General features: G+C 44.2%; 24 protein-coding genes, 2 pseudogenes and 1 riboswitch. Of the genes and pseudogenes, 19 read left to right on the top strand and 7 right to left on the bottom strand.

The genetic code is table 11. The features are described from left to right. Window positions 1–172: 172 nt before the first annotated feature. From CWO08_RS00365 to CWO08_RS00355, 3 genes and pseudogenes are all read right to left on the bottom strand, one after another. Window positions 173–568 (bottom strand): annotated as a pseudogene (locus tag CWO08_RS00365) (phage portal protein); the annotation flags it as partial. Further along, window positions 554–685: pseudogene (locus tag CWO08_RS00360) on the bottom strand (glutathione binding-like protein); the annotation flags it as partial. The pseudogenes CWO08_RS00360 and CWO08_RS00365, both read right to left, overlap by 15 nt. Before the next feature lie 18 nt (window positions 686–703). Next, a complete protein-coding gene (locus CWO08_RS00355) occupies window positions 704–1,027 on the bottom strand; it encodes a hypothetical protein (protein WP_102529995.1) in 324 nt (107 codons plus the stop codon). Window positions 1,028–1,497: 470 nt separating this feature from the next. On the opposite strand from CWO08_RS00355, the gene CWO08_RS00350 reads away from it, so the two are divergent. Together CWO08_RS00350 and CWO08_RS00345 are read left to right on the top strand one after the other, a co-directional pair. Beyond that, the gene (locus tag CWO08_RS00350) at window positions 1,498–2,469 is read left to right on the top strand and encodes a hypothetical protein (RefSeq protein WP_108019412.1); all 972 of its coding nucleotides are present in this window, start codon (window positions 1,498–1,500) and stop codon (window positions 2,467–2,469) included. Window positions 2,470–2,531: 62 nt separating this feature from the next. Continuing rightward, the gene (locus CWO08_RS00345; RefSeq protein WP_017105147.1) at window positions 2,532–3,035 is read left to right on the top strand and encodes a hypothetical protein; all 504 of its coding nucleotides are present in this window, start codon (window positions 2,532–2,534) and stop codon (window positions 3,033–3,035) included. Between the two features lie 137 nt (window positions 3,036–3,172). Here the strand turns inward: CWO08_RS00345 and CWO08_RS00340 are convergent, their stop codons facing one another. After that, entirely contained in the window at window positions 3,173–3,847 is a 675-nt protein-coding gene (locus CWO08_RS00340) for a glutathione S-transferase family protein (protein WP_108019411.1), read from the bottom strand. A 496-nt stretch (window positions 3,848–4,343) separates the two neighbouring features. Between CWO08_RS00340 and CWO08_RS00335 the strand changes: the two genes are divergently transcribed. The 11 genes from CWO08_RS00335 (at window position 4,344) to thiM (ending at window position 14,482) form a co-directional block, all read left to right on the top strand. Next, window positions 4,344–5,441: a YdcF family protein gene (locus CWO08_RS00335; protein ID WP_102432301.1), complete on the top strand. Its 1,098-nt coding sequence runs from the start codon at window positions 4,344–4,346 to the stop codon at window positions 5,439–5,441. Window positions 5,442–5,548: 107 nt separating this feature from the next. Next, the gene (locus tag CWO08_RS00330; protein WP_004731647.1) at window positions 5,549–5,800 is read left to right on the top strand and encodes a DUF2999 family protein; all 252 of its coding nucleotides are present in this window, start codon (window positions 5,549–5,551) and stop codon (window positions 5,798–5,800) included. A gap of 422 nt (window positions 5,801–6,222) precedes the next feature. After that, entirely contained in the window at window positions 6,223–7,248 is a 1,026-nt protein-coding gene (locus CWO08_RS00325) for a DUF4382 domain-containing protein (RefSeq protein ID WP_102530414.1), read from the top strand. 173 nt (window positions 7,249–7,421) lie between these two features. Continuing rightward, window positions 7,422–8,150: an AraC family transcriptional regulator gene (locus CWO08_RS00320; RefSeq protein WP_102530413.1), complete on the top strand. Its 729-nt coding sequence runs from the start codon at window positions 7,422–7,424 to the stop codon at window positions 8,148–8,150. Between the two features lie 85 nt (window positions 8,151–8,235). Continuing rightward, on the top strand, window positions 8,236–9,141 hold the full coding sequence (locus CWO08_RS00315; protein ID WP_102530412.1) for a DMT family transporter: 906 nt from the start codon (window positions 8,236–8,238) through the stop codon (window positions 9,139–9,141). A 110-nt stretch (window positions 9,142–9,251) separates the two neighbouring features. Next, a riboswitch (TPP riboswitch) is annotated at window positions 9,252–9,363 on the top strand. Between the two features lie 98 nt (window positions 9,364–9,461). Next, a complete protein-coding gene (gene thiD / locus CWO08_RS00310) occupies window positions 9,462–10,346 on the top strand; it encodes a bifunctional hydroxymethylpyrimidine kinase/phosphomethylpyrimidine kinase (protein WP_170960896.1) in 885 nt (294 codons plus the stop codon). Then, window positions 10,336–11,094 carry an ABC transporter ATP-binding protein gene (locus CWO08_RS00305; protein WP_102530411.1) on the top strand — a complete coding sequence of 253 codons (759 nt, stop codon included), beginning with the start codon at window positions 10,336–10,338 and terminating at the stop codon, window positions 11,092–11,094. The genes thiD and CWO08_RS00305 overlap by 11 nt, the downstream gene beginning before the upstream one ends. Then, window positions 11,087–11,902, top strand: a complete 816-nt coding sequence (locus CWO08_RS00300) for an ABC transporter permease (protein WP_102432296.1) — start codon at window positions 11,087–11,089, stop codon at window positions 11,900–11,902. The genes CWO08_RS00305 and CWO08_RS00300 overlap by 8 nt, the downstream gene beginning before the upstream one ends. A gap of 119 nt (window positions 11,903–12,021) precedes the next feature. After that, the gene (locus tag CWO08_RS00295; protein WP_048659927.1) at window positions 12,022–12,978 is read left to right on the top strand and encodes an ABC transporter substrate-binding protein; all 957 of its coding nucleotides are present in this window, start codon (window positions 12,022–12,024) and stop codon (window positions 12,976–12,978) included. An 8-nt stretch (window positions 12,979–12,986) separates the two neighbouring features. Continuing rightward, window positions 12,987–13,667: a thiaminase II gene (gene tenA, locus CWO08_RS00290; RefSeq protein WP_102432295.1), complete on the top strand. Its 681-nt coding sequence runs from the start codon at window positions 12,987–12,989 to the stop codon at window positions 13,665–13,667. A gap of 29 nt (window positions 13,668–13,696) precedes the next feature. Continuing rightward, a complete protein-coding gene (gene thiM / locus CWO08_RS00285; RefSeq protein ID WP_108019409.1) occupies window positions 13,697–14,482 on the top strand; it encodes a hydroxyethylthiazole kinase in 786 nt (261 codons plus the stop codon). Window positions 14,483–14,634: 152 nt separating this feature from the next. Here thiM and CWO08_RS00280 read toward each other — a convergent pair whose 3' ends face one another. Further along, the gene (locus CWO08_RS00280) at window positions 14,635–16,578 is read right to left on the bottom strand and encodes a methyl-accepting chemotaxis protein (RefSeq protein ID WP_048659930.1); all 1,944 of its coding nucleotides are present in this window, start codon (window positions 16,576–16,578) and stop codon (window positions 14,635–14,637) included. Window positions 16,579–16,838: 260 nt separating this feature from the next. Between CWO08_RS00280 and thiE the strand changes: the two genes are divergently transcribed. After that, window positions 16,839–17,456, top strand: coding sequence for a thiamine phosphate synthase (gene thiE / locus CWO08_RS00275; RefSeq protein WP_048659931.1), 618 nt, complete (start codon window positions 16,839–16,841; stop codon window positions 17,454–17,456). A 128-nt stretch (window positions 17,457–17,584) separates the two neighbouring features. Here thiE and CWO08_RS00270 read toward each other — a convergent pair whose 3' ends face one another. Then, on the bottom strand, window positions 17,585–17,929 hold the full coding sequence (locus CWO08_RS00270) for a hypothetical protein (RefSeq protein WP_048659932.1): 345 nt from the start codon (window positions 17,927–17,929) through the stop codon (window positions 17,585–17,587). A 405-nt stretch (window positions 17,930–18,334) separates the two neighbouring features. Then, window positions 18,335–19,237 carry a LysR family transcriptional regulator gene (locus CWO08_RS00265; RefSeq protein WP_108019407.1) on the bottom strand — a complete coding sequence of 301 codons (903 nt, stop codon included), beginning with the start codon at window positions 19,235–19,237 and terminating at the stop codon, window positions 18,335–18,337. Window positions 19,238–19,375: 138 nt separating this feature from the next. Between CWO08_RS00265 and CWO08_RS00260 the strand changes: the two genes are divergently transcribed. The 5 genes from CWO08_RS00260 to CWO08_RS00240 all read left to right on the top strand — a co-directional run bounded on the left by CWO08_RS00260 (window position 19,376) and on the right by CWO08_RS00240 (window position 24,760). Continuing rightward, on the top strand, window positions 19,376–19,804 hold the full coding sequence (locus tag CWO08_RS00260) for a PACE efflux transporter (RefSeq protein ID WP_108019405.1): 429 nt from the start codon (window positions 19,376–19,378) through the stop codon (window positions 19,802–19,804). Between the two features lie 182 nt (window positions 19,805–19,986). After that, complete coding sequence (locus CWO08_RS00255) at window positions 19,987–20,967, top strand: helix-turn-helix transcriptional regulator (protein WP_107898479.1); 981 nt, start codon at window positions 19,987–19,989, stop codon at window positions 20,965–20,967. A gap of 357 nt (window positions 20,968–21,324) precedes the next feature. Continuing rightward, the gene (locus CWO08_RS00250) at window positions 21,325–22,704 is read left to right on the top strand and encodes an amidohydrolase family protein (RefSeq protein WP_108019403.1); all 1,380 of its coding nucleotides are present in this window, start codon (window positions 21,325–21,327) and stop codon (window positions 22,702–22,704) included. 81 nt (window positions 22,705–22,785) lie between these two features. Beyond that, window positions 22,786–23,445 carry a DUF3299 domain-containing protein gene (locus CWO08_RS00245; protein ID WP_108019401.1) on the top strand — a complete coding sequence of 220 codons (660 nt, stop codon included), beginning with the start codon at window positions 22,786–22,788 and terminating at the stop codon, window positions 23,443–23,445. A 76-nt stretch (window positions 23,446–23,521) separates the two neighbouring features. Next, window positions 23,522–24,760 (top strand): carbohydrate porin, encoded by a 1,239-nt coding sequence (locus tag CWO08_RS00240; RefSeq protein ID WP_258185268.1) that lies wholly within the window; start codon window positions 23,522–23,524, stop codon window positions 24,758–24,760. Window positions 24,761–24,960: the final 200 nt, after the last annotated feature.

Here is a 24,960-nt window from a genome sequence, read left to right as displayed (position 1 = left end):
GATCTGTTTTTTTTTAAATTACTGAAATATAATGGTTTTTGTGTTTTTGGTCGGTTTTTTAATGATCGTTTGTGTTTTATGACGATCGTTTGAGTTGTTTCTCAGCCCTTATGAAGAAAGGGCTGAGCGTAAATTACAGTGAAAAACATAATTGCAAAAAACATCACGCTAATTAGGCCGCTACATTGTCCAAATTGAAGGTCAAATGCAGCTGTTCTGGTACTTCTGGGTCGCTGTTCACGGCATCCATGAACATTTCGCAAGCGGGTATCACTTCGTTTTTACAGTAAACGTAATCAAATTTAATCGGGTCACCACGAGTGCCACCGTTTGGAATGATTGCGGCCAGTTCAACAGGGAAGCGATGACCGGTGAGCACCTCTTGTACGGTGACGTTCTTAATTTTCTCGTACTCATCTTTTGTTGCAATGTCGCCAACGGGGATAAGCTGAATCCCTTTCTCATTGCCGTTTGGAATGTTGATGAACATTGAACGGAAGTTGCCCACACCACGGCTTGAAGCCATTTTCTGTTTTAGGTCTTATTCATCGTCTTTACTCAAGTTCGGGTAAGGTTCTAGGCCTTCTTCACCAAGCACGAAAGGTGCTTTATCAATCCAACCCCATGCGGATACATCGGCAATGGTGTACTCACTACCGACGATAAATTCACGACCAACCATGTGATCTTAATCTTATTGAGTTCAATTCGCTAACAAGCTTTCCTTCACTCCGATCTCACAGCCTATGAACGTCGATTGGGCGAGCTCAACATGCAAGTAATAACGTTCCGGTTGGTTCATTGCTTGTTGGAACGTTGTAATACATCTGTCTAAACGCTGTGAATTCTCGTAAGGGTTTTCTCGCCACTCAATACGAATTCTCTGCTGCGTGTGCTTTTCTATTCCACTAAGGCTATGTTGCTCACCGCCTAACTTGAAAGCGGTGACTTGTTCAAATAAGAATAAGTCGCTGGCTGAAGCTGTGTTGAACGAGAGTAGTGCTAATAATGCGAGTTTGCTTTTCATTTGGAGTGGCTCTTTAAGATAGGTTGAAATCACGTAGGTTATAGATTTTATCTTTCACTTATGGTGTGAAATTTTCGGTTAGCTACTAATAACTTTGAGATATAAGGTATTTGAAAGTGATGTTAATAATAACATTGTGTAATTTCTTATTTAGTACAGGAAGTGAATGTAATCGTTTTTTTATTTTTATCAATATTTTATTTTATGATCCAATTTTTAATTTAAATTAATTAGAATGCGAAAGAGATAAATAGAGGTTTATATCTACAGTTGTAACTTTAGTTAATGCTATCAATAGTTAATTATAACTTATAGTGTTTTGTATATTTATTGTTTTAATTGTATTTTATTATGCTTATATAGTTGATTGTAATCACAGATGAGTTTTTTATTGATTATTTTACTGTTTATACGGTTGAATTTTTTATCAGGATAAAAGATATTCTCGCCAAAAATAAAGGAAGTAAATAATGAAAAATATCGCACCATTAACAATGTTATTATTATCAGCGAACGCTGCGAGTGAAACATACACGGTTAGTCCAAATTTAAAACATGGTCTCCCTACACTGACTGAAGAACCCGATCTGTATCAAGCTCCTAGCTTTGATTTTTTCGATTTTAGTGAGGGATATTTGACAAAGAGGGCTGAAGCCAGTGTCTTATTGCCAATAGCGCTAAATAGCATAGATAGAGTGTGTATCAACACTACGTTTAGTGAGATAGATGGAGAGGCGCATTATCCACAATCTGGTGTTTTGGTTTACACGTATGCGATAAACACTCAAGGTGAAAAAACGCACAATACCACTATTGGCGACAGAGTGCCGTTGGCAGAAGTTTCACAGCATTGCATGGACGAATCATCGTGGGTTTACAAGAATTGGTTGGTTGACAAACGTATCAACTTTACGCCTTACAGTTCAGTATTCGCGTTGATTGAAAACGTCGATGTCGTGGTTGAAGGGGATCTATCTTTGTCTCAAGATCCCGTTGAGTTTGTTGAGCAGTATTTTGATTTCATCACTAAGGTCGGTTTTAACCAGTCTGCAAGTTTTTATCATACGGATGTCATTAGAGACCTCAAATCCATCATTATTGAAGGTCTTCAAAACGAAAATCAGAATGTTCTTGATATTGCGAATATTGCCTTTGGTTCTGGAGTTACCAGAGAAGATATCGCGATTATGGACGAAAAAGTCTTTATGAATACTTTCTTGAATATTCGGAAGGTTGCTCAAGGCTCCAATGTTGCTCAATTATCTTCGTTCAGTGTAATTAATGACTTTGATTACCAAGGTCAAAAGTATATTACGGTTGAGAAAAAAGAGCAGTTCGGCGACCGAATCACTACTCAATATGAAATTATTACGCTTAAAAGCGATGGCGAATATTGGATGCTTAATATGTCTGGTGACATGAAAAGCCTTCTTGGTATGTAAGTGCTTTTACTTTTCAGTTCGTGAATTTTTTAAAAAATACTAATATATAAAGGAAAGTAGCAATGAATGCACGAGTCTTATTGACGTCTTTAATTTCATTTATATCACTTCAAGCTTCTGCTTATGAGATGTCATATATAGCTCCTAAAGCACTGCTCCCTGGTGAAGATGTTCAGCAGTTCGAATTAGCCGATTTAAATGGTAACGGTAGGCCAGAGATCGTATTTCTTAACTCTAATGGTGAACTAAAGTATGCGGTTCAAGGTTTTGAAATTAATCAAACTACGTTTTCATTTTTAGAAAGTAAGTCATGGAAGATTGATTCTTACCCAGACGCGGTATTAACATTTAGCGGCGGTCGTTATTACCGATTGAGTGTTGACGGTCGTACTCGAGCGTCAGCCTCAATCTTACTAACTGATGGCACATTTAAGAGTTTGTACTACTCCGAGTTTGCTTCACGATTGTTGATTGACTTTGTTTCTGAGAATGAGATAAGCGGTAAGATCAAAGACCCATATTTAACGGGTTCTGGAGAGATTAACTTTGTGGCGAGACCTGAATAGTAAGCTCATGCAGCGTATATGAATTGAACAACAAAAGAGCGGCATGTTAGCCGCTCTTTTGTTGTTTGAGTTGTACTCGTTTAACTTAGAGATTGCGTACAGCTTGTTTATTTTGCGCGTAGTTATTTTACGTTTAGTTATTTCGCATAATTCGAAGGAAACAGTGCTCGTTTCGCTTCTTCATCGCGTTCTATTTTAAATTCAACGTCTTTACCAGTTTCACGGGCGCGAATTGCAGCTGGGCGAGTGTTGATTGCGTTAAACCAGCGCTTCAAGTTCGGGTAAGGTTCTAAGCCTTCTTCACCAAGCACAACCGGTGCTTTATCAATCCAACCCCATGCCGCGACATCGACGATGGTGTACTCATTTCCGACGAAAAACTCACGACCTTCCATATGTTTCTCTAACACTTCGTAGTGACGTTGTGCTTCGCGTAGATAACGATTTACCGCGTAATCTAAGCCTGCTGGCGCAGCATGACGGAAGTGTACTGATTGGCCAGAGTATGGACCAAGTCCGCTGGCGATAAACATCATCCAAGATAATAGTTCAGCTCGGTCTTCTGGCTGACCGGCTAGCTTGCCTGTTTTCTCAGATAGGTACAAAAGGATGGCATTAGAATCGAACACGCGTTGCCCATCGTCTTCAATGGCTGGTGTTTTACCGTTCGGGTTAATCAAACGATATTCCGGAGTGTGCTGCTCACCCTTTAAGGTATCAACAGGAACAAGTTCAAAATCTAGGCCTGTCTCTTCTAGAAATAGAGCGATCTTCATTGGGTTGGGTGTTTGGTGAAAATAGAACTTAAGCATGGGGTAACTCCTTGTATTGGTGATTCATTAAAGCATCACCTGAACGGTCGTTCAATAATTGATTTTGAATTATTTGAAAATCTGTTGATTCGTATTCCAAGTCTATGTGTTTAAAACTTCGTTATTTGAGTGAGGATTAACATCGAACAATTCGGTGTGTTGGATTTTAAGTTGTTGAAAAAATGAGCTTAAAGTTGCTGTTTGGCGTGTTGTTTTCTGCGGAGTTCGGGTTTGTGATGGGTAGTTTTCGGTGGAATAGGGCGTATTAAATCCGCAGTCAGATATTCCAACAAAAACGTTGAGCACTGGTTCAAACCAGAATTATCTGGATATACAGGCTTATTGGTAAGTTCAAAATCGTGATCTGTTGCCACACCTTATGCAACAAATGAATATTAACCTCGGAGATTCTGGTGTGGTTCACAGTTTTTTAATCTTAGGGACTTACATTGGTGAGCAAATCTGATGTGAACACTTAACGACACAGGATCTTTCCATGAAAAAGAACATTATCGCCTTAGCTCTTGGTGGCATGCTCGCTTTTGGCGCAACACCTTATTCTTTTGCTGCTAACGATGGCGCAGTACAGGCTTCAGCAGATTACGCGCAGTTGGTGACTAAGCGACAAGTTGTCGACCAACTACTTCTTGATGCGTTGCAGGCGTTTAAGTCTCCGGCAAGAATTTCACACGCGGGCTTCACGGCTAAAATGCCAAGCAACATGGAAATTGTGACTAACCGATTGTTAGAAGCGTACCAGCTAGAACCTTACCGTACTGACTTGTTGATCTCGGCAGCGAACGCTCAGATCTACAACAAGAATGCGGAGCGCGCTATTGAGTTGTTTGAACAAGCACTGACGGTTGCGCCAGACGATGTTGATCTTCACGCTTACCTTGCGGTTTGGCAGAGATTTGAAGGCAATGATAGTGAATCCAACAAGCACATGGAGAAACTGGAAAGCCTGAATAAGGGCAAAGCAGAAGACATCAAACGTATTTTTGCAACGGTCGACCGCGTGTTAGAAACACCGCTGAAAGAGTCTGCAGATAAGGGGCTGTTGAGCGACCACGGTGCCATAGTCACTTTGGGCTACGCACTTAACCCTGATGGTTCTATGCATCAAATCTTGATCGAACGTCTTGAGACAACGTTGGCGATGTCTAAAGCGAACCCAGATGCGATGATCGTGTTAACGGGTGGCGTGCCGAAGAACCATAAGACTGAAGGCAAGTTAATGGCGGATTGGCTTATCTCAAAAGGGGTAAGTAAAGATCGCATCATTGAAGAGAACTACGCGACCAGCACGGTAGGCAATGCCTTATTCAGTAGCTATGCGCTTGCTCGTCATGATATTAAGCACGCGACCATTATCAGCTCGGCAAGCCATGTTCGTCGTGGTCAAACTCTGTTTGAAATCGCGAGCTGGCAAACGGGTCCTCAAGGTATCACCTTCGATACGGTTTCTTACCCAGACAAGCCGCTAGAAGATCTTAAGAAAGCGAGCAGTGGTGAGCTTCTAGGCATCTACCGTGACGCACTGAGAACGTATGGTATGTGGAGCTACCGCTCTTACCCATTAGAGTCTCGCTAGGCTTAGGGTTATTTCATAGTAGGCAAAGTATAAGTTGCTAGTACAATCGAGCACAGCTAGATGGTATGCTGTGCTCCTACTTAATTTAGTGTTTCAAAGGCAAAAAAATGAACCCGATTTTAGCAATGTTGAAAGAGAACAATATTAGCGACGAGCAGATCAGCGAGCTATTCAAGACGTTGACCGAGAACCCTCTTGCAGCAATGGCGACGATCAGCCAACTTGGTTTACCTCAAGACAAACTTCAAATGCTGATGGGTCAGGTAATGCAAAACCCTGCGCTAATCAAAGAAGCAGTTGAAGAGCTTGGCCTAGATTTTTCTAAGGTTGAAGCGGCTAAAGAGCAACTTCAAAAATAAGTGAATTTGAATGAGCTAATATCGAATTAGCTTTATCCACATTCAATAAAAAGGTCGTTTAAGTTCAGCAACAGGCTGTCTTAACGGCCTTTTTTGATCTTGGGGGCGATTTTTGACTTTGATTTGATTGCTTTCAATCATCCTCTCAGCCCCTATACATGCCGACTATTCCAATACAATTGACAGCAACCTTGCCAAATATGTGCGACTACTGACATTTTAATTACTAGACTTAATTAACCTATGTGCGACCTGAGATGTGCACCTTGATGAACAGAGTTTTTGGATGAAGACAGCCCTAAATAATAGGGCGAGCCGATTTGGGCCATAAGCGCGGTTTGTCTATGAGTCACATTAAGGAAAAGAATAAGAGGGCAACAAACTAAGCCCTTTATTGAGCAGTGATTTATAGGAAATTAGTTATGAAGTATTTAAAGGAAACCGCTTTGGCGAGCCTTGTGCTGGCTGGGCTTGTCGGTTGTGGTGGTGATTCAGGTTCATCAAGCAGCACGACACCGATTACCTTGAGCGTGAGTGATGCGCCCATCGATGATGTTAAAGATGTGACGGTGACATTTAGCAAGGTCGCTTTACTTCCTCAAGGGGGAGGTTCGCCTCTGATTTATGATGTGTATAAAACGGACGAAAACGGTAACTACGTTGATGAAAATGGCGATCCATTACCTGATGGCGCAGATCCTATTCCGTTAAGTGTTAATTTGTTGGATTACCAAGGCAGCGATGCGCTTCCTTTGATTGAAAATGAGGTAGTTCCAGTAGGTAGCTATAAGTTGTGTGTGTTCGCGAATGATGGTGATCATCCAACAGATCCATCTTACGTGATAGAAAATGATGATACGAATCGTGAGTTAACGGTGAAAGGTAATGGCGCGTGCCCGCAAGGTGTAGGTAAAGAAGATAACGCTGGCGTACTGTACTTCAACAACTCTTTTAACGTGAACCAGCAAAGCAACGATTTTGTTGTCGAGTTCGATCTTCGACGTGGCCTAAAGAACAGTTCGACTTTCCCTGATTACACCATTCAAAGAACGTCTGTGAGCCTGATCAATACGGTTGAGACCGGAAATATTGAAGGCACTGTTGCTCTTTCTACTTATGACACTTGTAACGGTGGTGACACTACATTTGTTCAGTCGATCTACTTGTATGAAGGTAATGTTGAACAAGCTGACATGGTTCCAATTGGCGGCAGTGATGAAGTGAAACCGGTAACTTCAGCGTCAGTGACAATGAATGAAGCACAGACCGACTATGAGTTCTCACTGGGCTTCATTGACCCAGGTACTTACTCATTGGGTTATACCTGTACTGCGCAACATGACAGTGGTGAAGATAATGCTGATCCGGTTGCTGATGGTTTTGAAATCTATGATGTTCAAAACGGCGTGCAAGTAACGGTTGGTCAAGATAGCCAAGTGTCATTCTAAGCTTGATGTGAATGACGATTTTTAATAAAAACGGTCTCTTATTTAGAGGCCGTTTTTGATCATGTCACCTAGCTCGCATGAATTTGATGAGTATTGAGTGTGACTCTAGGGAAGTGATAATGTAACCTTGTGTCTCTTACTTTAACCTAGCGAAATGCACTCCGGCGTTGCTCATGAAATCTAGCTTAAGCATTCGATCTTACACTAAGCAATTTAATACCCATGCTCATGATGACCATCATCAACTGGTATTGCCGATCCAAGGCAGTATCAATATCGAGATGGTAGGGTATGTCGGCAAAGTGGCCGTGGGTGAATGTGTGGTGATTCCGGTAACCACAGCGCATGCGTTTAAGGCGGATGAAGCAGCGCGGTTTATTGTCGCAGATATGGCAGAGTTGCCGCAGCACTTGTTGGAGCATGAGCTCTCGGTTTTCACGATAACGCCACCTTTAATGAGCTTCTTGCTGTTTGTTGAAAAGCAGTTGGAATACCAAGTAGACAGTGGTATTGAGTCATCTATCTTGGATGTGTTTTCACTGCTTTTAGAACAACAAGAAGTAAGCAAGAGCATCGACCCTCGAATTCGTGCGGTACAAAGGCTGATCGCGGATAATTACACGCAGCCGTTATCCATTTCACAACTTGCAGAAACGGCCTGTTTGAGCCCCACTCAGTTTAAGAAGCGCTTTAAAGAGTGTATTGGAATCAGTGCGCTAAAATACATCACTCGCTATCGTATGGAGAAAGCTCAAGCCTTGTTAACCCATACCGATTTACCCGTTCAGTTGATAGCCGAAAATGTGGGATATAGTGATGTTTCTGCTTTCAGTCGCCGCTTCTCTCAGCATTTTGGGATGTCTCCAAGGGCTTTTCTAGGCTCCATGAAAGACAGTCTTTAGAAACAATAATAGCGTCCTTTCAGCAAACTAAATATTATAAACATTCACTATTATCTATTTGAAAAATGAAAATTGGATAATAGAAATGAATCTTGCCATCAATCGCGTTAATGAATTCCAAACGGGCACTTTAGCCATCTTGTTTGCTTCTATTTTATGGGGCACGACAGGCACCGCCGCAAGCTTTGCTCCCGATCTGAGCCCATTGGCGATTGGCGCTTTCTCTATGGGTTTCGGTGGCCTAATGCAAGCGGGCTTGGCGTATCGAAAAATCCTATTCGCTTTCGACAAAATTTTGCAGAACAAGAAGCTGTTGGCAGTGAGCGCTTTGGCTTTGGCGGTATATCCCTTAGCTTTCTATTCTTCAATGAAATTATCAGGTGTGGCGATAGGTACCGTAGTTTCGATTGCTACCGCACCTTTCTTTTCTGCACTGCTAGAGTGTCTGATTAGCAAAACTAATAATATCAACAAACGTTGGCTCACTAGCTTTGCGATTGGTGTAGTAGGTATTGGGTTGTTGGTATTTTCAGAATCATCATCGGCGAGTGACTCTGGCGACGACCTGAAGCTTTTGGGGATTGGATTAGGTTTGGTGGCAGGCCTGTGCTATGCCATTTATTCTTGGGCGACAAAGGCACTGATCGATAAAGGGATTAAGTCACAAGCGGCGATGGGCAGTATTTTTGGCCTCGGTGCGATGCTGTTGTTGCCAACGCTCTGGTTTACTGGTGAGAACCTGTTTTCCTCGCAGACCAACGTATTAGTCATCAGTTATCTGACGTTAATCCCACAATGTTTGGGCTATGTCGCCTTCAGTTTTGGTTTACGCCATGTCACCGCGAGTAGTGCCAATCTACTTACTTTGTTTGAACCGGTAGTCGCAGCGGTGCTCGCGGTCTGCGTTGTCGGTGAGCTGATTCCTTTTACAGGGTGGTTTGGTATGTCCCTGATTGTACTGTGCTTGTTGATACAGTCGAAGCCATCTTAAATAGCGTTATAAGTACTTGTTTTGTAGCGCCTAATTGAAATTTATTCATGCGTAATTCTTATAATTGAATAAAATCAGTATCTCAGTTGTGAGAGTGCTGTTACTATCGCTATCAATAGTCGGGGGGCATATACCTTATTTGGTGTTTGCTGAGATCGTTATTCGAGACCCGTTGAACCTGATTCAGTTAACACTGGCGTAGGGAACTATGATTACTTTGCCTACGTGGTTCAACAATGATCTCTCATTGCTTTCACCTCCACATTCTCTTTGCGGCCAAAGTTCGGTTCTCTTACGTCTTTTAGACAGTAGGAGCGACCATGACACTGCATTCCATTTCTCAAGCATCACCTAGCAACACTCAAACACCAGAAAACCAATCTTCTTCGATCAATACTCCGATTGTTTTAACCATCGCAGGTTCTGACAGTGGCGGCGGCGCGGGCATTCAAGCGGATATTAAGGCCATGTCTGCTACCGGTAGCTTCGCTTGTTCGGTAATTACCGCGATCACTTCCCAGAACACTCAAGGCGTATCAGCCATTTTCCCAATTCCACTCGAGCATGTTGCCAGCCAATTAGATGCGGTGTTCACCGATCTGAATATCGTGGCGGTAAAAGTTGGTATGTTGGCGGATTCGCAAATCATCAAAGTCGTTGCAGACAAAGTCAAACAATACCAGCCAAAACACTTAGTGATTGACCCTGTAATGGTCGCGACAAGCGGCGACCTTCTGCTAGAAAACTCGGCTATAACCACGCTAAAACAAGAGCTGATTCCGCTCGCCGACATTATTACCCCTAACTTGCCGGAAGGCGCTGCACTGACAGGAAAGGCCGTTCCTGAAAGCGAAGCCGAAATGCAGGATATGATTGAAGATTTGCGCGCTTTAGGTGCTAAAGCCGTTCTGCTAAAAGGTGGTCATCTAGAGAAAGATGAAAACAGTAATGACTTACTGATTCTACCGACCACATCTGCTGTGATTAGCGCGAAGCGTTTTCCTACCAAAAACACTCATGGCACGGGCTGCACGCTCTCTTCTGCTATTGCTTCTTTCTTGGCTCAAGGTAACACGCTCCCAGAGGCTGTCGACCTTGGTAAACAATACATTTCAAGCGCGATTGCGCATGCTGACGAGTTGAAAGTCGGTCAGGGTCATGGCCCGGTAAATCACTTTTTTGCTGGGTACGGCAATGTCCGTTAATACGGTTGGTGTTCAACTCAGCAATGCCTCCTTACGCTATAACGACAGTGAGCACGCGACCTTGTCTGGGTTGTCGCTTAGCTTAAACGCAGGTAAGTGGACGGTATTGTTGGGTCGAAGTGGCTGCGGAAAAACCACGGTATTGCGTTATCTGGCAGGCTTGCTGGACGATAAGGTGGAGTGGCAGGGCACATTGGCAACGTCCGATGAATTGCCATTAACGGATCGCACCGCTTACATGGCGCAGCAGGATTTGTTACTGCCATGGCTATCGGTCATCGACAATGTTTGCCTGAGTCATCGCTTTCAAAATCCAGCATCTGATAAAGCGCTACAAACCAATCAAGCACTCGAGTTGCTTTCTGCGGTTGGTTTGGCAGATTACGCGAATGCGATGCCGGATCAATTGTCTGGAGGCATGCGTCAGCGAGTCGCTTTGGCTCGCACTTTAATGCAAGACAAGCCAGTGGTGCTGATGGATGAACCGTTCTCTGCGCTGGATGCGGTAACGAGACACAAGTTACAGACCTTAGCGTGTGAACTGTTAAGGGATAAAACCGTTGTCCTGATCACCCATGATCCACAAGAAGCGGTGCGTTTGGCGGATAACTTGTATGTGTTGCAAGGCACACCGGCGAGTGCTCACTCTTTATCTGTTCCTCACACGTCAACGCCACGAGTGCTCGATGGTGAGTGTGCCGAGTTGCAACAGGCGATCTTAGACCAGTTGGAGCGTGATTATGAATGATCTAACGCGAAGCGAAGCTGTGGCTCATTCAACTAACGGACAGGCTGCCACTACACGCCCTCGTCAGATGAACCCCGTGATGCGTTTGCTTATCAGCAGTGCTGTTATTCTGGGTTTATGGCAAATGGTGGTAGTTATTTTCGAGATGCCAAGCTTCATTCTGCCAGCTCCCGCAGAAGTCTTCCTCAAGTTGATTGAACGCTACGATGTGTTACTCAAACACACTTGGGTGACTGCGCAAGAGATCTTACTTGGTCTACTGCTAGGTTTGTCGATGGGGCTGTTTTTTGCTCTGCAGATGTTGATGTTTGATCCATTGAAACGTTGGCTATTGCCTATCTTAATTGCTAGCCAAGCGATTCCTGTATTCGCGATCGCGCCAGTATTGATGCTGTGGCTTGGCTATGGCATCGCTTCAAAAGTGGTGATGGCGGCAATCATAATCTTCTTCCCTGTAACGACCTGTAGCTACGACGGCTTGCGTAATACACCGACAGGCTATCTCGATCTTGCTAAGACGATGGGTGCATCGAAATGGCAACTGCTTCGTCACATCCAACTGCCTGCTGCACTGCCAACACTGGCATCTGGTATTCGTGTCGCTGTGGTGATTGCGCCAATTGGAGCGGTCGTCGGCGAGTGGGTGGGTTCGAGTGAGGGGCTGGGTTACTTAATGCTGCAGGCCAACGCGCGCATGATCATCGATGAGATGTTTGCCGCCTTGTTCATCTTGGCGGTGCTGTCTATCTCGCTCTACTTCATTACAGACAAGTTACTCAAAAAAGCTATCCCTTGGGAGAACCAGTAATGGTTAGCTCAATAACTCTTTGTTTAATAAAGCTTCGCTCAAGGCTATTTATCTAAACAAACCTCGTTAAAAATTAGCTCGATAAACACAATAATAATATTCAAAAGGAAAGGTTAACTATGAAAAATACCAAATTGGTAGGTGCAGTGGCACTGCTTGCTTCATTGGTTTCAGGTCATGCATTGGCGGATTCTGAACAAAAGAAACTGACACTGATGTTGGATTGGTTTGTGAACCCGAACCATGGCCCGATTGTGATCGCTCAAGAGCGTGGCTACTTTGCTGATCAAGGCTTAGAGATTGAAATTCAAGAGCCCGCTGACCCAAGCACGCCAGCAAAATTGGTTGCGGCAGGTAAGGTCGATTTAGCGGTAACTTACCAACCAAGTTTAACCATGGATGTGGCGGCAGGCTTGCCTCTCGTTCGTGCATCAACTCTTATCGCGACGCCACTGAACACACTAATGGTACTGGATAACGGCAAGAACGATTCGCTAGCGGATCTTAAAGGTAAAAAAATCGGTATTGCGATTGCTGGCAACGAAGAAGCGACTATCGGCACTATGTTAGCGCAAGAAAACGTTGCTTTTACAGATGTGCAAACCATCAATGTTGGTTGGGCACTTTCATCTTCATTGGCATCAGGCAAGGTAGACGCAATCTGGGGTGGCTTACGTAACTTCGAAACTAACCAGTTAGCTCTTGAAGGCTTTAAAGCCAAAGCGTTTTTCCCAGAAGAGCACGGTGTGCCAGCTTACGATGAGCTTATCTTTGTGGCGAACGCAAAGCAGCACGACGATGAAGCGATCAAAGCGTTCAACAAAGCATTGGAACAAGCAACGACTTACATCGTGAACCATCCAAAAGAGTCATGGAGCGAGTTTGTGGCGTATTCACCAGATACGTTGAACAACGAGCTTAACCAACGCGCATGGAACGACACACTAACCCGTTTCGCACTTCGCCCTTCTGCAGTAGATATGAAGCGTTACGATGATTACGCGCAGTTCATGTTTGACAAAGGTATTATTAAATCACTACCAAAAGCCGCTGACTACGTACCGACTTTTGACTAAGGAATCTCATGAAATACCAAGACTTAATCCAAGCCTGTCAACAAGATTGGCAAGACTACACTGAGCATGATTTTGTTAAAGCGCTGGCAAACGGCACTCTCGCTCAGCCGTGTTTTCTGCATTACCTAAAACAAGATTTTCTGTTTTTGAAGCAGTATGCTCGCGCTTATGCATTGGCGATTTACAAGGCAAAAACACTGGCTGATATGCGTCGTGCACTGCCAAGTGTTCATGCTTTATTAGATTCTGAAATCTCTCACCATGTGACTTACTGTGGTCAGTGGGGTTTGACGGAATCGGATTTAGAAAACGAACCTGAAGATTTCGGCACAGTTGCTTACACGCGCTACGTTCTAGATGCAGGTATGACGGGTGATCTTGTTGATCTTTATGCGGCACTGGCTCCATGTTCAATTGGTTATGCTGTGATTGGTAAAGCGCTGTTAGAAAGCAGTGATACTGTTTTGGAAGGTAACCCATACGCAAGCTGGCTTCAGCTTTACGGCGGCGAAGAGTTCCAGTCTGGCGTGGCAACGGGCGCGGAATATTTCAATCAGCTACTGGCTGAGATTGATATTAACAACGAGCGCGGTCAGAACATCGTTCATATCTTCAAAACCGCAACACGTATGGAAGTGGCTTTCTGGCAGCAAGGTCTGAATGCACTTAATGACTCAACAGCGGCTTAAAAGCGATTTTCACGAATAAGGATTAATCCATGCTAACTGAACAAATCATCCAATCACTGCGCGCAGTTCGAGAGCAAAAACCGTTGGTTGTAAACATCACCAACTACGTCGTGATGAACAACACGGCCAATGCGTTATTGGCAATTGGCGCTTCGCCTATCATGGCACACTCACAACAAGAACTGGCTGAGATGATGTCATTCTATGGCGCTTTGGTGATTAACATTGGCACGTTAGACAGCGTTTGGACGCCAAGAATGCGCTTCGCGGTAGAACAAGCAAACACGAACAACAAGGTGGTGGTTCTTGACCCTGTGGGTTGTGGTGCAAGTACGCTGCGAACTGAGACTTCTCGTGAAATCGCACGTTTAGCGGATAAGTTGATCATTCGTGGTAACGCGTCTGAGATTATCGCGTTAGCGGGTGAGCAAGCACAGAGCAAAGGCGTTGATGCACTAGATAGCAGTGATGCTGCATTAGGCGCAGCGCAATGCTTAGTGGCTGAATATGGCGCAAATGTGGTGATTTCTGGTGAGACGGATTACGTTGTCACGAAAGACAGTGTTGTGACGTTAAATAACGGGCACCCAATGATGCCGTATGTGACGGGCATGGGTTGTACCTTAACTACTTTGGCGGGCGCGTTTGCTGCTGTCGGTGATGAAAGTGGTTTGGCTGCTGCAGCGGTGTTGGGTGTGGTTGGCGAAATCGCGGCTGAGAACTCTCGTGGCCCAGGTAGCTTGCAAATGAACTTGCTTGATGAGTTGTATCAACTAGATGAAGAGACACTGATTCAGCGTCTGAAGATTCAGTAGGCTTAATCTAGTTCTAAGCTCAAAACTGATAGTTCGAAGTTAATGGCTCTTAATTTAAAGCTTTTAACTAAAAGAAAGCCCCCGACACTTATGTGTAGGGGGCTTTTTGTTTGTGACTCAGAACTATGTCAGCTGTGATAAAGCAGCTTATGCTAGGTTCTAAATCGATTCACTTGGCTCTCTAGGTGATGAGCAACCTCAGTTAAGTCGCTCGCTGCGCCAGAAATACTGCTTACAGACTCTTGGTTACTTTGTGCGATAGTATTGGCACCTTGCGCATTTTCACCCAGTGATTTGGTTAAGCAGTCCTGCTCATCGACGGATATCGCGATTTGGCTGTTGGCCTGATTCAAATCCTGGATGTGTTGGTTAATCACATGCAAATTCTGAGAGGCTTGCTGTGCCTGAGTCGAAGCATCGGAAACCGTGCTGTGGCTCTCTTTGATCGACTCGAGTGCGTCTTTAGCACCGCGCTGTAGCGAGGTGATGAGTTCATCGATCTGGCTTGCAGAATCTTGAGTACGCTTAGCGAGAGTTCTTACTTCATCCGCTACGACAGCAAACCCTCGACCTTGCTCACCTGCACGCGCTGCTTCAATAGCCGCATTCAATGCCAGTAGGTTGGTTTGTTCAGAAACGCCTTTGATTACTTCAAGAATGGCACCAATGTTCATCGACTCTTTATGTAGGTCCGTCACTTTCTGGCTACTGACCTGCATGCTTTCATCGGCACTGCCAATCTCATGCAGTGTTTTGTCTACTTCTTTGAGTCCCATCGCCACATTCTCGGTTGCTTGGTTGGCAACTTGAGAGGCGTGGTTAGCACTTGCAGCAATTTCTGATGTGCTGGAAGCCAATTGATCAACGGCAGAAGAGATATTGAGCATTTCGCTGTTCAACTGTGTTGCGTTGGTCGAGCTATTATTGGTCACCTGGTTAAGCGACTCTGACATCTCGCCAATACGCACACTAGAGCGGTTCACTTGGCCAACAATATCGCGCAGAGACTCAATGGTGATCTCCATGTTGGTTAGCAGTTCACCAATCTCGTTCTTGCTCTCAATGTTCACTTCAACATTCAGATTGCCCTGAGAAAGTTCGTTGGTGATTTGTTTAACCTGCGCGATGCCTGTGGTAATAGAGCGAGTCACCAACACGGCGCTCGTCATGCCAATAACTAAGGCAACTCCTGTCAGCAATATAATGATTTGAATCGAGCGCTTTTCACTGGCTTGCAGTACAGGCGTGAGCGCTTGCTTTTGTTGTTCAAGAATACTTTGAGCATCGGCGACCGCAATCGCTAAACTGTCGCCAATAGAGGCGAGGGTAGCGGTTCTTTGAGTGTTCTCAATCATTTGTTGATGAACTTGCTCAAAGCCCTTTGCATACGCTTCGCGTTGGTTCGAGAAGTCTTCAATCAGCTCACTTTGATAAGGTGAGGATTTGAGAGATTCAATGTCGCCTTCGATACCTGGTAGCGCGTATTCAAAGATATCTTTGCCCGCTTCATAGGTTTTGAGGTCGTTGTTGTTTGAGTAACTGAGCACGGTGATCTTGGCTGCGAGGAAGTTCTCCATCAACATGCCGGCGTATAAGCTCGCGTTTGGATCATTGTTATTGTAAGACTCATACAACAAGCTCTGAGCAGCTTTCAGTGCGTTGGTCTCTCGTTTGACCATCTCAACGTTTACCAGTTGTTCAATGAGGAGCTCACTCTGTTTCATTGACCCATAAGCCACATCAAAGGCCGCAACGCTGTCTTGCACTAATTGCAGGCTCGACAAGCTATCGGTGTTGGTGGTGGTTTGGATTAAGTTGTTCAGCAGTTCATCAATCGCGAGTTTACTTGATTGATAATTCGTTTCGTACTGTTCATCCAATGACTCTAAGTAACGTTCAGAAGCCAAACGCACCTGAAGAAAGTGCACTTGAATGTTGCCTGAGAGTGTCGCTTTATGGCTGAGTTCACTGTATTGGCTGAAGCCGTTCGACAAGGTTTGGATACCTTTGTAACTCACAAAGCCTGAAATGACGAAAAAGAGCAAGCAGATGGCATAACCCAGCTTGATCTTGAGCGCTATAGAAAGGTGGCGCATAACTATCCCTATATTTACCTGATTCCTTCATAGCGAAGTATTCCATAAAACAGCGTTCTGGGTAGGCTTAAGTGAATAGTTTGTGTAATAAGTAACGCTTTCGTTAAAAATTTCAGGATTTTCGGTATGCTTTCAACGAGTTGTATATTCAATGGTGCGCGCTTAATTGAGCTAATTTAGTATTAACTTCCATGCACATGATGCGAATTGTCGGTAAAATGGTAGCAACTCAATTTAGACTCCGACTCCAAAGGCACGATATGAACCCTTATAAGCTCTACTTAGTAACGGATGACCAACAAGATTTAGAAACGCTTAAGTTCGTGGTTGAACAAGCAATCGCTGGTGGTGTCACTATGGTTCAAGTAAGAGAGAAGCATGGAGATGTGAGAGCTTTTATTGAACGAGCGCAGGCCGTTAAGTCGATTTTGTCTGGTTCAGGTGTGCCGTTGATCATTAATGATCGAGTTGATGTGGCATTGGCCGTTGATGCCGATGGTTTGCACTTGGGGCAATCGGATATGCCTGCCGCGTTAGCACGCAAGCTGATTGGCCCTGATAAGATTCTTGGTTTGTCGATTGAGACTGAGCAGCAGTTACAAGAAGCCGATAGTTTGCCGATTGATTACATTGGCCTTAGTGCGATTTTCGCGACACCTACCAAGACAAATCTAAAGAAACACTGGGGTTACGAAGGCATTCAAATAGCGTTAGAAACGACCAAACTGCCGATTGTGGGTATCGGTGGCATCAACGAGTCGAACATTCCGCAGTTGGTTCAGACGGGTATTCACGGCTTGGCTTTGGTGTCGGCGATATGTCACGCTGAAAGCCCTAAAGAAGCGACCCAAGACTTACTATCTCTAATGGGAGAGTGAAGAGGTTATAGACTAGAAAACAAATGAGGCTAGTCATCTGTTTTCTAGTGAAAGCACCAGTACAAAGTAGTGGTAGATGTGCTTATCGACTGAGCATTTAAGGTGCTCTATCTAACACACTGTTGGGTCTATTGAATACACAGAGCAACGGTGCCGATGATCATAAGAACGATCGCAGCGTACCAACCGTATTGTGCGGTTTTATCAGCAACAAACACCTTAATGTAGTTGATCTCTTCATGCGCCATTGCGATGAAGTCCGTGTAGTTTATCGACAACTCACGGCTAGCTTCTTTCAGGTCTTGTTGAAGCTTGTTGAAAGACTCATCGATGAAGCCCTTTGTTTCCGAAGCTGACGGAGTAGCAGTTAACGCTAGACTATTCCAAACCGCCATACGCGATTCATATTCGCTTTCACTGACACAATTAAGTACGCGTAAATCATACTCTCGTTTGTTACGCTCTTTACCCATTTTCTCAGGGCAAATATTTCTTAAAACGTTCACGACAAATTTTCCAAAAGGTTCATTTAGATATAAAAAAGCACTCGATGAGCGCTCATAAACTGGGGCGAATTAATATTCAAAAAGTGATCTATTTGAAACTGGAATAAGCGACTGCAAGGCAGAGCGTTTATCTGAGAGACTTGAAGTTGGGTCAGTGGTGTTAAAGAGCGATTTGGGTCTGTCTAAATTTGTTTGAAAAGATAAACCCGTTGGGATCGCAGTGTAGTTAGGTCACTTTTGGACATCAACTAGGGTGTTTTATCCAGACGACAAAGATATTTATCGGCAAGATAAGCAGAAATGAGGTAGCTGTGGTGAGTTGCACGCCGATATTGAATCTCTGAATGGACGATGTGTGAAGAATAGGGGAGGTTAGTTTGCCTGCCATTGATTGTATTGCAGTGAGTGTCCCTTAAGCTGCTCAATAAGGCTGGTGAGAACTGGGCCATTGATGTGGCTGCGAGAAACTAAACAACCCACAGGAGTAATCCAACCACCATGCTCGTGTGAGACAGGCAATGCCACAAGATCGCCTTTGTGAATGCCTTCCATCACCATCATTTCGGGCACATTTGCCCAACCGACGTTCTGTTCAACGAGATCAACAATGGTCTTGTGGTTGTTCGCATACCAAAGCATCGAGCTAATACCGTAGGTGAACCACAGTTCGCGCTGTTTTGAACTACGATGCACACATTGGCGATAGCGCTTGAGGTCTGAGTCTTGTACTACGGCCATGTGACTCAGTTCGTGAGTGGCTGAACTAACGGTTAGGAAACGCGCTTGGCCCAGCAAGAAGAAATCCATATCAACCTTAAGCTCACCGTCCGCGTAGATGATGCCAATCTGTGCTTTTCCGCGTCTTACTAGATCTTCAACATCAAAGGTTGAGGTGGTAATGATATCGAAGTGTGTGATTGGAAACTGATCGGCTAGTGAGCTGATTATCTTGATGAAATTTTTATCTATGATGCTTTCGTCAATGGCAATGATCAGTTCGTGCTCATCTTCCTGTGTCAGGGATTCTACTTTTTGATCGAAATACTTTTGCTGGTCAAGAATCGACTTAGCCACAGGCAATAGCGCTTTACCTGTATTGGTCAAAACGGGGATGTTTTTCTCTCGGTTAAACAGCTCTTGGTCGATGGCGATTTCTAGATTGGCGATCGACTGGCTGACGCCGGATTGAGCGCGTTTCAACTTGCGTGCGGCGGCAGAGAAAGAGCCACTTTCACACACTGTGACGAAGACTTTTAGTTGCTCAAAACTGTACATGCTATCTCTCGCTCAATACAAAATGGGTTATTCATGCTTAAGTTATCACTAATCGTGATGGCTGTTAACTTTCTCTTATTGTTTCCGGTGACATAATCTCGGCTAATCCAACACGCATTAGATTATTTAGAGGAATGTATGAGTACCTTAGAAAGAGTGTTTCACTCTGTATTATTTGAAGTATTGGCTGTCACACTGTCAATTATAGGTTTAGCGATATTTACTGAGCACGATGTAAATGCCTTATCAGGAACCATGATAGTTGTTGCGACCATCGCGATGATTTGGAACTACTGTTTTAACCGTATTTTCGATCGTTATTTCACGGGTGAAAAATCCAAGCGTTCACTCAAGTTACGTGTTTTTCATGTCGTGCTATTTGAGGCTGGCTTGTTGATAGCGACGATCCCTGTGATGGCATACTTGCTTAATGTGGGGTTATGGCGGGCATTTTTGATGGATATCGGCGTGACCATTTTTATTACCATTTACGCGTTTGTGTTTAATCTGATTTACGATCATGTCCGAGCATTATGGGTACGCCGAGCGGATCTAGCCGTTCAGTAATCTACCAAGTCAGTAAACACGTGTTTAACTACTAACCGTTTGTTTATTCGTTATTTTGACAGAGACATTCGGTTAGTAGGCCTAGGTAACTCGTCGTTTGTTCTGCTATCTTAAAGAAGGTGATAATTAGAGTTCTTGAAAGAACAGATTAAGAGGAAAGGATGCCAAATACCTCTCAGATAATGACAGTGGTTGATAAGAAGGAAGTAGAGCTGTTTGCGGAACTGTTCAAACATATCGATGGTGAAATCTACACCTTGTTACGCAGTGCCAAAATCCCCAATGACATTCTCACCAGCAATGACCATTACGATTACCTCCCAGAGACCACCATAAAAAATGTGGTCAAGATTATGGGGGAGTCGGCGTCGAGAGAGGAGTTCTCGTTGTTTATGTGGAGCTTTTGCAAGCAAATTTATGTACCAAGGTTTGTGGCAAAACTGAACCAAAAGGATTCGCTGAAAAGTGCACTCGATCAATTTGGTGAACAGTTAAAGTTGGTATCCAATGGGGCTCATGTCTATACCAAACACGCAGGTGGTAAGTGGTGGTTTGTTCGCGAGAAGCCATTTACGAACGCGCCTTGGTTTAAGTTCGCCGAATTGTTCTCTGTCATTTTCATAAACGAGCTACTTTCAGTATTAACGCAAGGACGTTGGAAGCCGTCTGAGGTTGGCATTCAAAGTGGCGATCTCGAATGTTTTCAATCTCTTCCACAAATGGGCACTGCTCAATTTTATACACAGAGACCCGTTACGGCCTTTGAAATTCCAGAAGAAATCATGCTTGCGCCGATTGTCTTGCCAAAGGTTGCTGAGGTACTTGAGCCAACCGCCCCTTTACCTAGTACGTTTCTCAATGCCTTCAAGTTGGTGATCAAGCCTTACCTCACGATGGGGAAACTCCCGATTAGCTTGGCTTCTGAGATTCTTAATATCCACGTTAGGACGATTCAACGTCGTCTGGAAAGTGAAGGAGTGGTCTACAAGAGCTTGATTGAAGAGATGGTTCTTGAGCTGGTTTTGGAATTGCTTGAGCAGTCCGATCTATCGATCACGCAAGTTGGTGCAAAGATGGGCTATTCCGATTCTTCCCACTTTACCCGAGCCTTTAAAAGACAGATGAACATGACGCCAAGACAGTACCGAAAAGAGCACAGCTAACGTCGGTAAGCAGCAGTACAAAGCTATCAGTAAGAGATCCGGCAATAACAGCTCCGGAGTGAAGCTCTAGCCAGTGACTAAAAATTCCAGCCTGTAAGCAGAAACCGGAGCCTGAACGCAGAATGATTTATTGTCATCAAATGGCCATTTATCAACCTTGAAGACTGGCAGTATCACTACTAAGTTATTGAATGTTGATGAGTTGTTTTTGCCTCGATTATTTCACAGAATTTTGATTAGATTTTTGTGAGTGTCACGACCAATAAAAACATCTTTGAAACCTCATAACACTCATTAGTAGTTACGGAATCGTTATGGGAAGTGGACGCCACTAACAAACGGAATCAAGGTGTAAAAATGAAAAATGCAGGCTTAAAGCTCTCTGTTGTTGCTCTGTCGTGCTCATTTGCTCTTTCTGCAAATGCAGCATCAACGCTATTTACTAACGTCGATGTGTTCAATGGTACTGAAAACAAATTGTACGAAGACCATCACGTATTAGTCGAAGACAACCTAATCAAACAAATCTCTGCAAGCCCGATCGAGGCTGGCGAAGCTGAAGTGATTGATGGCACAGGCAAAACGTTAATGCCGGGACTAATCGAAGGCCATGGTCACTTGCTGATGAATGGTGGTAATCTAAGTGACCACGAAAACAACCGTACGATTGAAGAACTGGCCGCTCGAGCAACAGTCAACGCTAACGCTGCGTTTCAATCAGGCTTTACCACGTGGCGTGATGCGGGTGGTTTGAACACGGGCCTACGTAAAACAATCGACTCAGGCATGTTGCCGGGGCCAAGACTCTACACATCAGGCGCGTTTATTGGGCCAACGGGTTCACACGCCGATTTCAGTAATCTAACCACGGCTAACCAACACTTCTTTGGTTCATCGACCAATATGGCTCGTAATAGCGTGAGCTTTAATGCTGACGGGATTACCGAAATCAAAGCCGCTGCGCGTCAAAACTTCAAGCAAGGCAATACTCAAATTAAGATCATGTCATCGGGTGGTGTAGCCTCATCATTTGACCCTTGGCAACTGAATGCGATGTCTGCGGAAGAGATTGAGGCAGCTGTAGAAATTGCCGATGCTTACGGTTCTTACGTGATGTCTCATGCTTACAGTAAAAAAGCGATCATGCGTAACTTGGATGCGGGTGTTAAAACAATCGAGCACGGCTTCATGTTCGATGGTGATATCGCTGACAAGATGGAAGATAAAGATGCTTACATCACAACCAACATGACTGCGTTCTCCCCTTACTTAACACAGATCGAAGCGATTAACTCGAACCCTGCATCTAAGCGTAAAGCGGAATCTGCAACCAAAGCGTTCAAAGATTACATCTCGAACGTAAACAAATACCAACCTAAATGGGGCTTCCACACAGACTGTGTTGGTGACGTGGTTTCTTGTATTAAGCAAGCCGACCATACGATTTACCTTGCGGGCAAAGAGCTTGGTAACTTCTTCACTCTGAAAGGCATGACATCAGTAAACGGCGAGATCGTTAAGTTGTCTGGTGTGATGGACCCATATCCAGAGGGTAAGTTGGGCGTGATTGAAGCGGGTGCATACGCCGATATCATCATTGTAGAAGGCAACCCACTTGAAGACTTAACAGTGATTGGTGCAAACGAAAAATGGTTTGACGCAGAGCCGCGTAGTCCTGAAATCGATACCATCAAAGTCATCATGAAAGATGGCAAAGTCTACAAAAACACGCTGTAACACAGCGCGACTATTCAGTTAAAAGTTAAGCTTTAATAGGCGACCTACTTCGGTAGGTCACCTCTCTTCAAGGTGTCCCTTATGCAAAAAACGCTTTCTCTTATCTTATCGATGATGTCACTGACTATCGTCGCTTTACCTACCTTTGCTGAAACAGCGATGAATCTTGAGTGGCAAGATCTGAATTCAGAATCTCACGAAATGAAATTAAAAATGCCAGATCTTGCCGATCAGAAAATGCGTCTATTACAAGGTGTGATAGCAATGAGTGCATCAGAGGAAGAGCAAGCTCAACAACAGGCTTTATTATTCAAAAAAACGCTAAATGAGCAGGGCGTTGATGCAGACGAAATGATCGCGCTGCGTGACGAATACATGAAAACCATGAAGGCGAACGCTGAAGCTATCACGACAGAATTTGACGGCAAGAAAGTGCGAGTTCCGGGTTTCATCGTGCCTTTAGAGTTCTCAGAAGGTATGACCGCAATTGAGTTTCTTTTAGTGCCAGTGGCGGGCGCATGTATTCACATGCCACCTCCGCCAGCAAACCAGATTGTGCGTGTGTTTTTCCCTGAAGGCTTTCAGGTACAGAACGTTCAGTATCCAGTATGGGTAGAAGGTGACTTTAGCTCGAACAAAGTGACTGAAGAAGTTTTCTTAGTCGATGGAAAAAGTAACCTCACCATGGGTTATGAAATGAAAGCTTCGATGATTGAAGACTATTACGAGAAAGAAAATTAATGGTTGTCATCAAATGACAATTTTCAATGTGAGCAATGAATAAAATAGAACTCACTCAAAAAGCATTGGTGACAAGATGAATTCAAGATTATCTAAAGTAAGTATGGCTGTGATGGTTCTAGCAACGTCAATGAGCCCAGCGGTTTATAGCGCAAATTTTGAAGGTCCAGACTCTGTTGAAAATACAATTTCAAAACAAAAATATCAGCAACTGGATTGGCGTGAAAAGCTTGCTGCGGATGGTTTTACATTTGGGGCAGATTACTTTGCTTTAGGCCTTATTTCTGGAGATGGCGTTGGTGGCGATAGCGTTAATGCATCATCCGGCGTCGCACGGCTATACGGGTCATGGCACCTACTAGGAAATGGCACACAGAACTCAGGTAGCTTGGTATGGAAGGTGGAACATAGGCATGCCTATGGTGATACTGCGCCAAAAGACTATTCATTCGGCCCGCTTGGCTATGTTGGTGCAATTGGCCCTGCATACAGTGACCAAGGGTTCCGTGTTACGGACTTAAATTGGAAGCAAAAAATCAACGATGGCAAAGGCACTATTGTTGTCGGTTGGCAGGATGTAACGAACTATGCAGATGTTTACGCTCTAGCAAGCCCGTGGTCTGGTTTTACTAACTTGGCGTTCTCGACAGGCTCAGGCGCAATGGGCTTACCAGATGATGGTGTACTTGCGCTTTCTGCTGGTCATATGTTGGGCGAGAATTTTTATGTCGTCGGTGGTATCGCGGATGCAAATGGTCAATCAGATGATATTCTTGATGGTTTTGATACCGCTTTTGGCAGCGATGCGTCTTACTTTACGACACTGGAATTAGGTTGGACGGCTTCGCAAGAGCAGATCTACACCGATAACTTCCATGTGACTTTCTGGGATTTTGGTGATGATACGCGCCACAGTAATAGCCTTGCTGCGGAAGGTGGCTCGGGCGTTAACTTTTCATGGAGTCAATTCATGACTGATCAAGTTATGCCGTTTGTTCGTGGTGGTTTCTCTGAAGGGGATGTTGCCCTTTACGATAAATCAATCTCGGTTGGTATGGGATATTTCGGGTTAGGAAAACCGACGAATAACCTAGGTGTAGCGCTAAACTGGGCGGAAGTGAATGGTGATTCTTTTGCAGCTGATGCGAAGGCAATAAGCGGTAGCACAGAGCAATGGACAGCGGAGATTTACTACAACATGCAGTTTGGTGACCATTTCCAAGTCACGCCTGACATCCAGTACATAAAAGATCCTGCGTTTTCAAATGAAAGCAGCGCTTGGGTGTTTGGTATTAGAGCGAGAGTCTTTATCTAATTCCGCTACTTATTATCTTGTTTAGACCTAAAAAGTGAGCCCATGGTGGCTCACTTTTTGCGTTCCTGCGTGTCATCCAGCGTTAATTAGTTCTTATGAACAATCACTTCGCCTATCAGAGTTGTAAACAGTCATTTCACTGGGTATGGCGTATTATGGTAAGTTCCCGGTTTCAGAATGATCCAAGATAAGACTCCAAT

It is taken from the genome of Vibrio sp. 10N.286.48.B8 (assembly GCF_003050085.1).
GTDB classification, from domain to species: domain Bacteria; phylum Pseudomonadota; class Gammaproteobacteria; order Enterobacterales; family Vibrionaceae; genus Vibrio; species Vibrio crassostreae.
This window is presented reverse-complemented; position numbering and strand designations above follow the sequence as displayed.

Bases quoted from the DNA above. Each gene is read 5' to 3' on its own strand.
- CWO08_RS00325 (WP_102530414.1), top strand. From the start codon at position 6,223: ATGAAGTATTTAAAGGAAACCGCTTTGGCGAGCCTTGTGCTGGCTGGG.
- CWO08_RS00305 (WP_102530411.1), top strand. From the start codon at position 10,336: ATGTCCGTTAATACGGTTGGTGTTCAACTCAGCAATGCCTCCTTACGC.
- thiD (WP_170960896.1), top strand. From the start codon at position 9,462: ATGACACTGCATTCCATTTCTCAAGCATCACCTAGCAACACTCAAACA.
- tenA (WP_102432295.1), top strand. From the start codon at position 12,987: ATGAAATACCAAGACTTAATCCAAGCCTGTCAACAAGATTGGCAAGAC.
- CWO08_RS00320 (WP_102530413.1), top strand. From the start codon at position 7,422: ATGAAATCTAGCTTAAGCATTCGATCTTACACTAAGCAATTTAATACC.
- thiE (WP_048659931.1), top strand. From the start codon at position 16,839: ATGAACCCTTATAAGCTCTACTTAGTAACGGATGACCAACAAGATTTA.
- thiM (WP_108019409.1), top strand. From the start codon at position 13,697: ATGCTAACTGAACAAATCATCCAATCACTGCGCGCAGTTCGAGAGCAA.
- CWO08_RS00315 (WP_102530412.1), top strand. From the start codon at position 8,236: ATGAATCTTGCCATCAATCGCGTTAATGAATTCCAAACGGGCACTTTA.
- CWO08_RS00330 (WP_004731647.1), top strand. From the start codon at position 5,549: ATGAACCCGATTTTAGCAATGTTGAAAGAGAACAATATTAGCGACGAG.
- CWO08_RS00255 (WP_107898479.1), top strand. From the start codon at position 19,987: ATGACAGTGGTTGATAAGAAGGAAGTAGAGCTGTTTGCGGAACTGTTC.
- CWO08_RS00355 (WP_102529995.1), bottom strand. From the start codon at position 1,027: ATGAAAAGCAAACTCGCATTATTAGCACTACTCTCGTTCAACACAGCT.
- CWO08_RS00295 (WP_048659927.1), top strand. From the start codon at position 12,022: ATGAAAAATACCAAATTGGTAGGTGCAGTGGCACTGCTTGCTTCATTG.
- CWO08_RS00300 (WP_102432296.1), top strand. From the start codon at position 11,087: ATGAATGATCTAACGCGAAGCGAAGCTGTGGCTCATTCAACTAACGGA.
- CWO08_RS00240 (WP_258185268.1), top strand. From the start codon at position 23,522: ATGAATTCAAGATTATCTAAAGTAAGTATGGCTGTGATGGTTCTAGCA.
- CWO08_RS00260 (WP_108019405.1), top strand. From the start codon at position 19,376: ATGAGTACCTTAGAAAGAGTGTTTCACTCTGTATTATTTGAAGTATTG.
- CWO08_RS00270 (WP_048659932.1), bottom strand. From the start codon at position 17,929: ATGGGTAAAGAGCGTAACAAACGAGAGTATGATTTACGCGTACTTAAT.
- CWO08_RS00245 (WP_108019401.1), top strand. From the start codon at position 22,786: ATGCAAAAAACGCTTTCTCTTATCTTATCGATGATGTCACTGACTATC.
- CWO08_RS00265 (WP_108019407.1), bottom strand. From the start codon at position 19,237: ATGTACAGTTTTGAGCAACTAAAAGTCTTCGTCACAGTGTGTGAAAGT.
- CWO08_RS00250 (WP_108019403.1), top strand. From the start codon at position 21,325: ATGAAAAATGCAGGCTTAAAGCTCTCTGTTGTTGCTCTGTCGTGCTCA.
- CWO08_RS00335 (WP_102432301.1), top strand. From the start codon at position 4,344: ATGAAAAAGAACATTATCGCCTTAGCTCTTGGTGGCATGCTCGCTTTT.
- CWO08_RS00350 (WP_108019412.1), top strand. From the start codon at position 1,498: ATGAAAAATATCGCACCATTAACAATGTTATTATTATCAGCGAACGCT.
- CWO08_RS00280 (WP_048659930.1), bottom strand. From the start codon at position 16,578: ATGCGCCACCTTTCTATAGCGCTCAAGATCAAGCTGGGTTATGCCATC.
- CWO08_RS00345 (WP_017105147.1), top strand. From the start codon at position 2,532: ATGAATGCACGAGTCTTATTGACGTCTTTAATTTCATTTATATCACTT.
- CWO08_RS00340 (WP_108019411.1), bottom strand. From the start codon at position 3,847: ATGCTTAAGTTCTATTTTCACCAAACACCCAACCCAATGAAGATCGCT.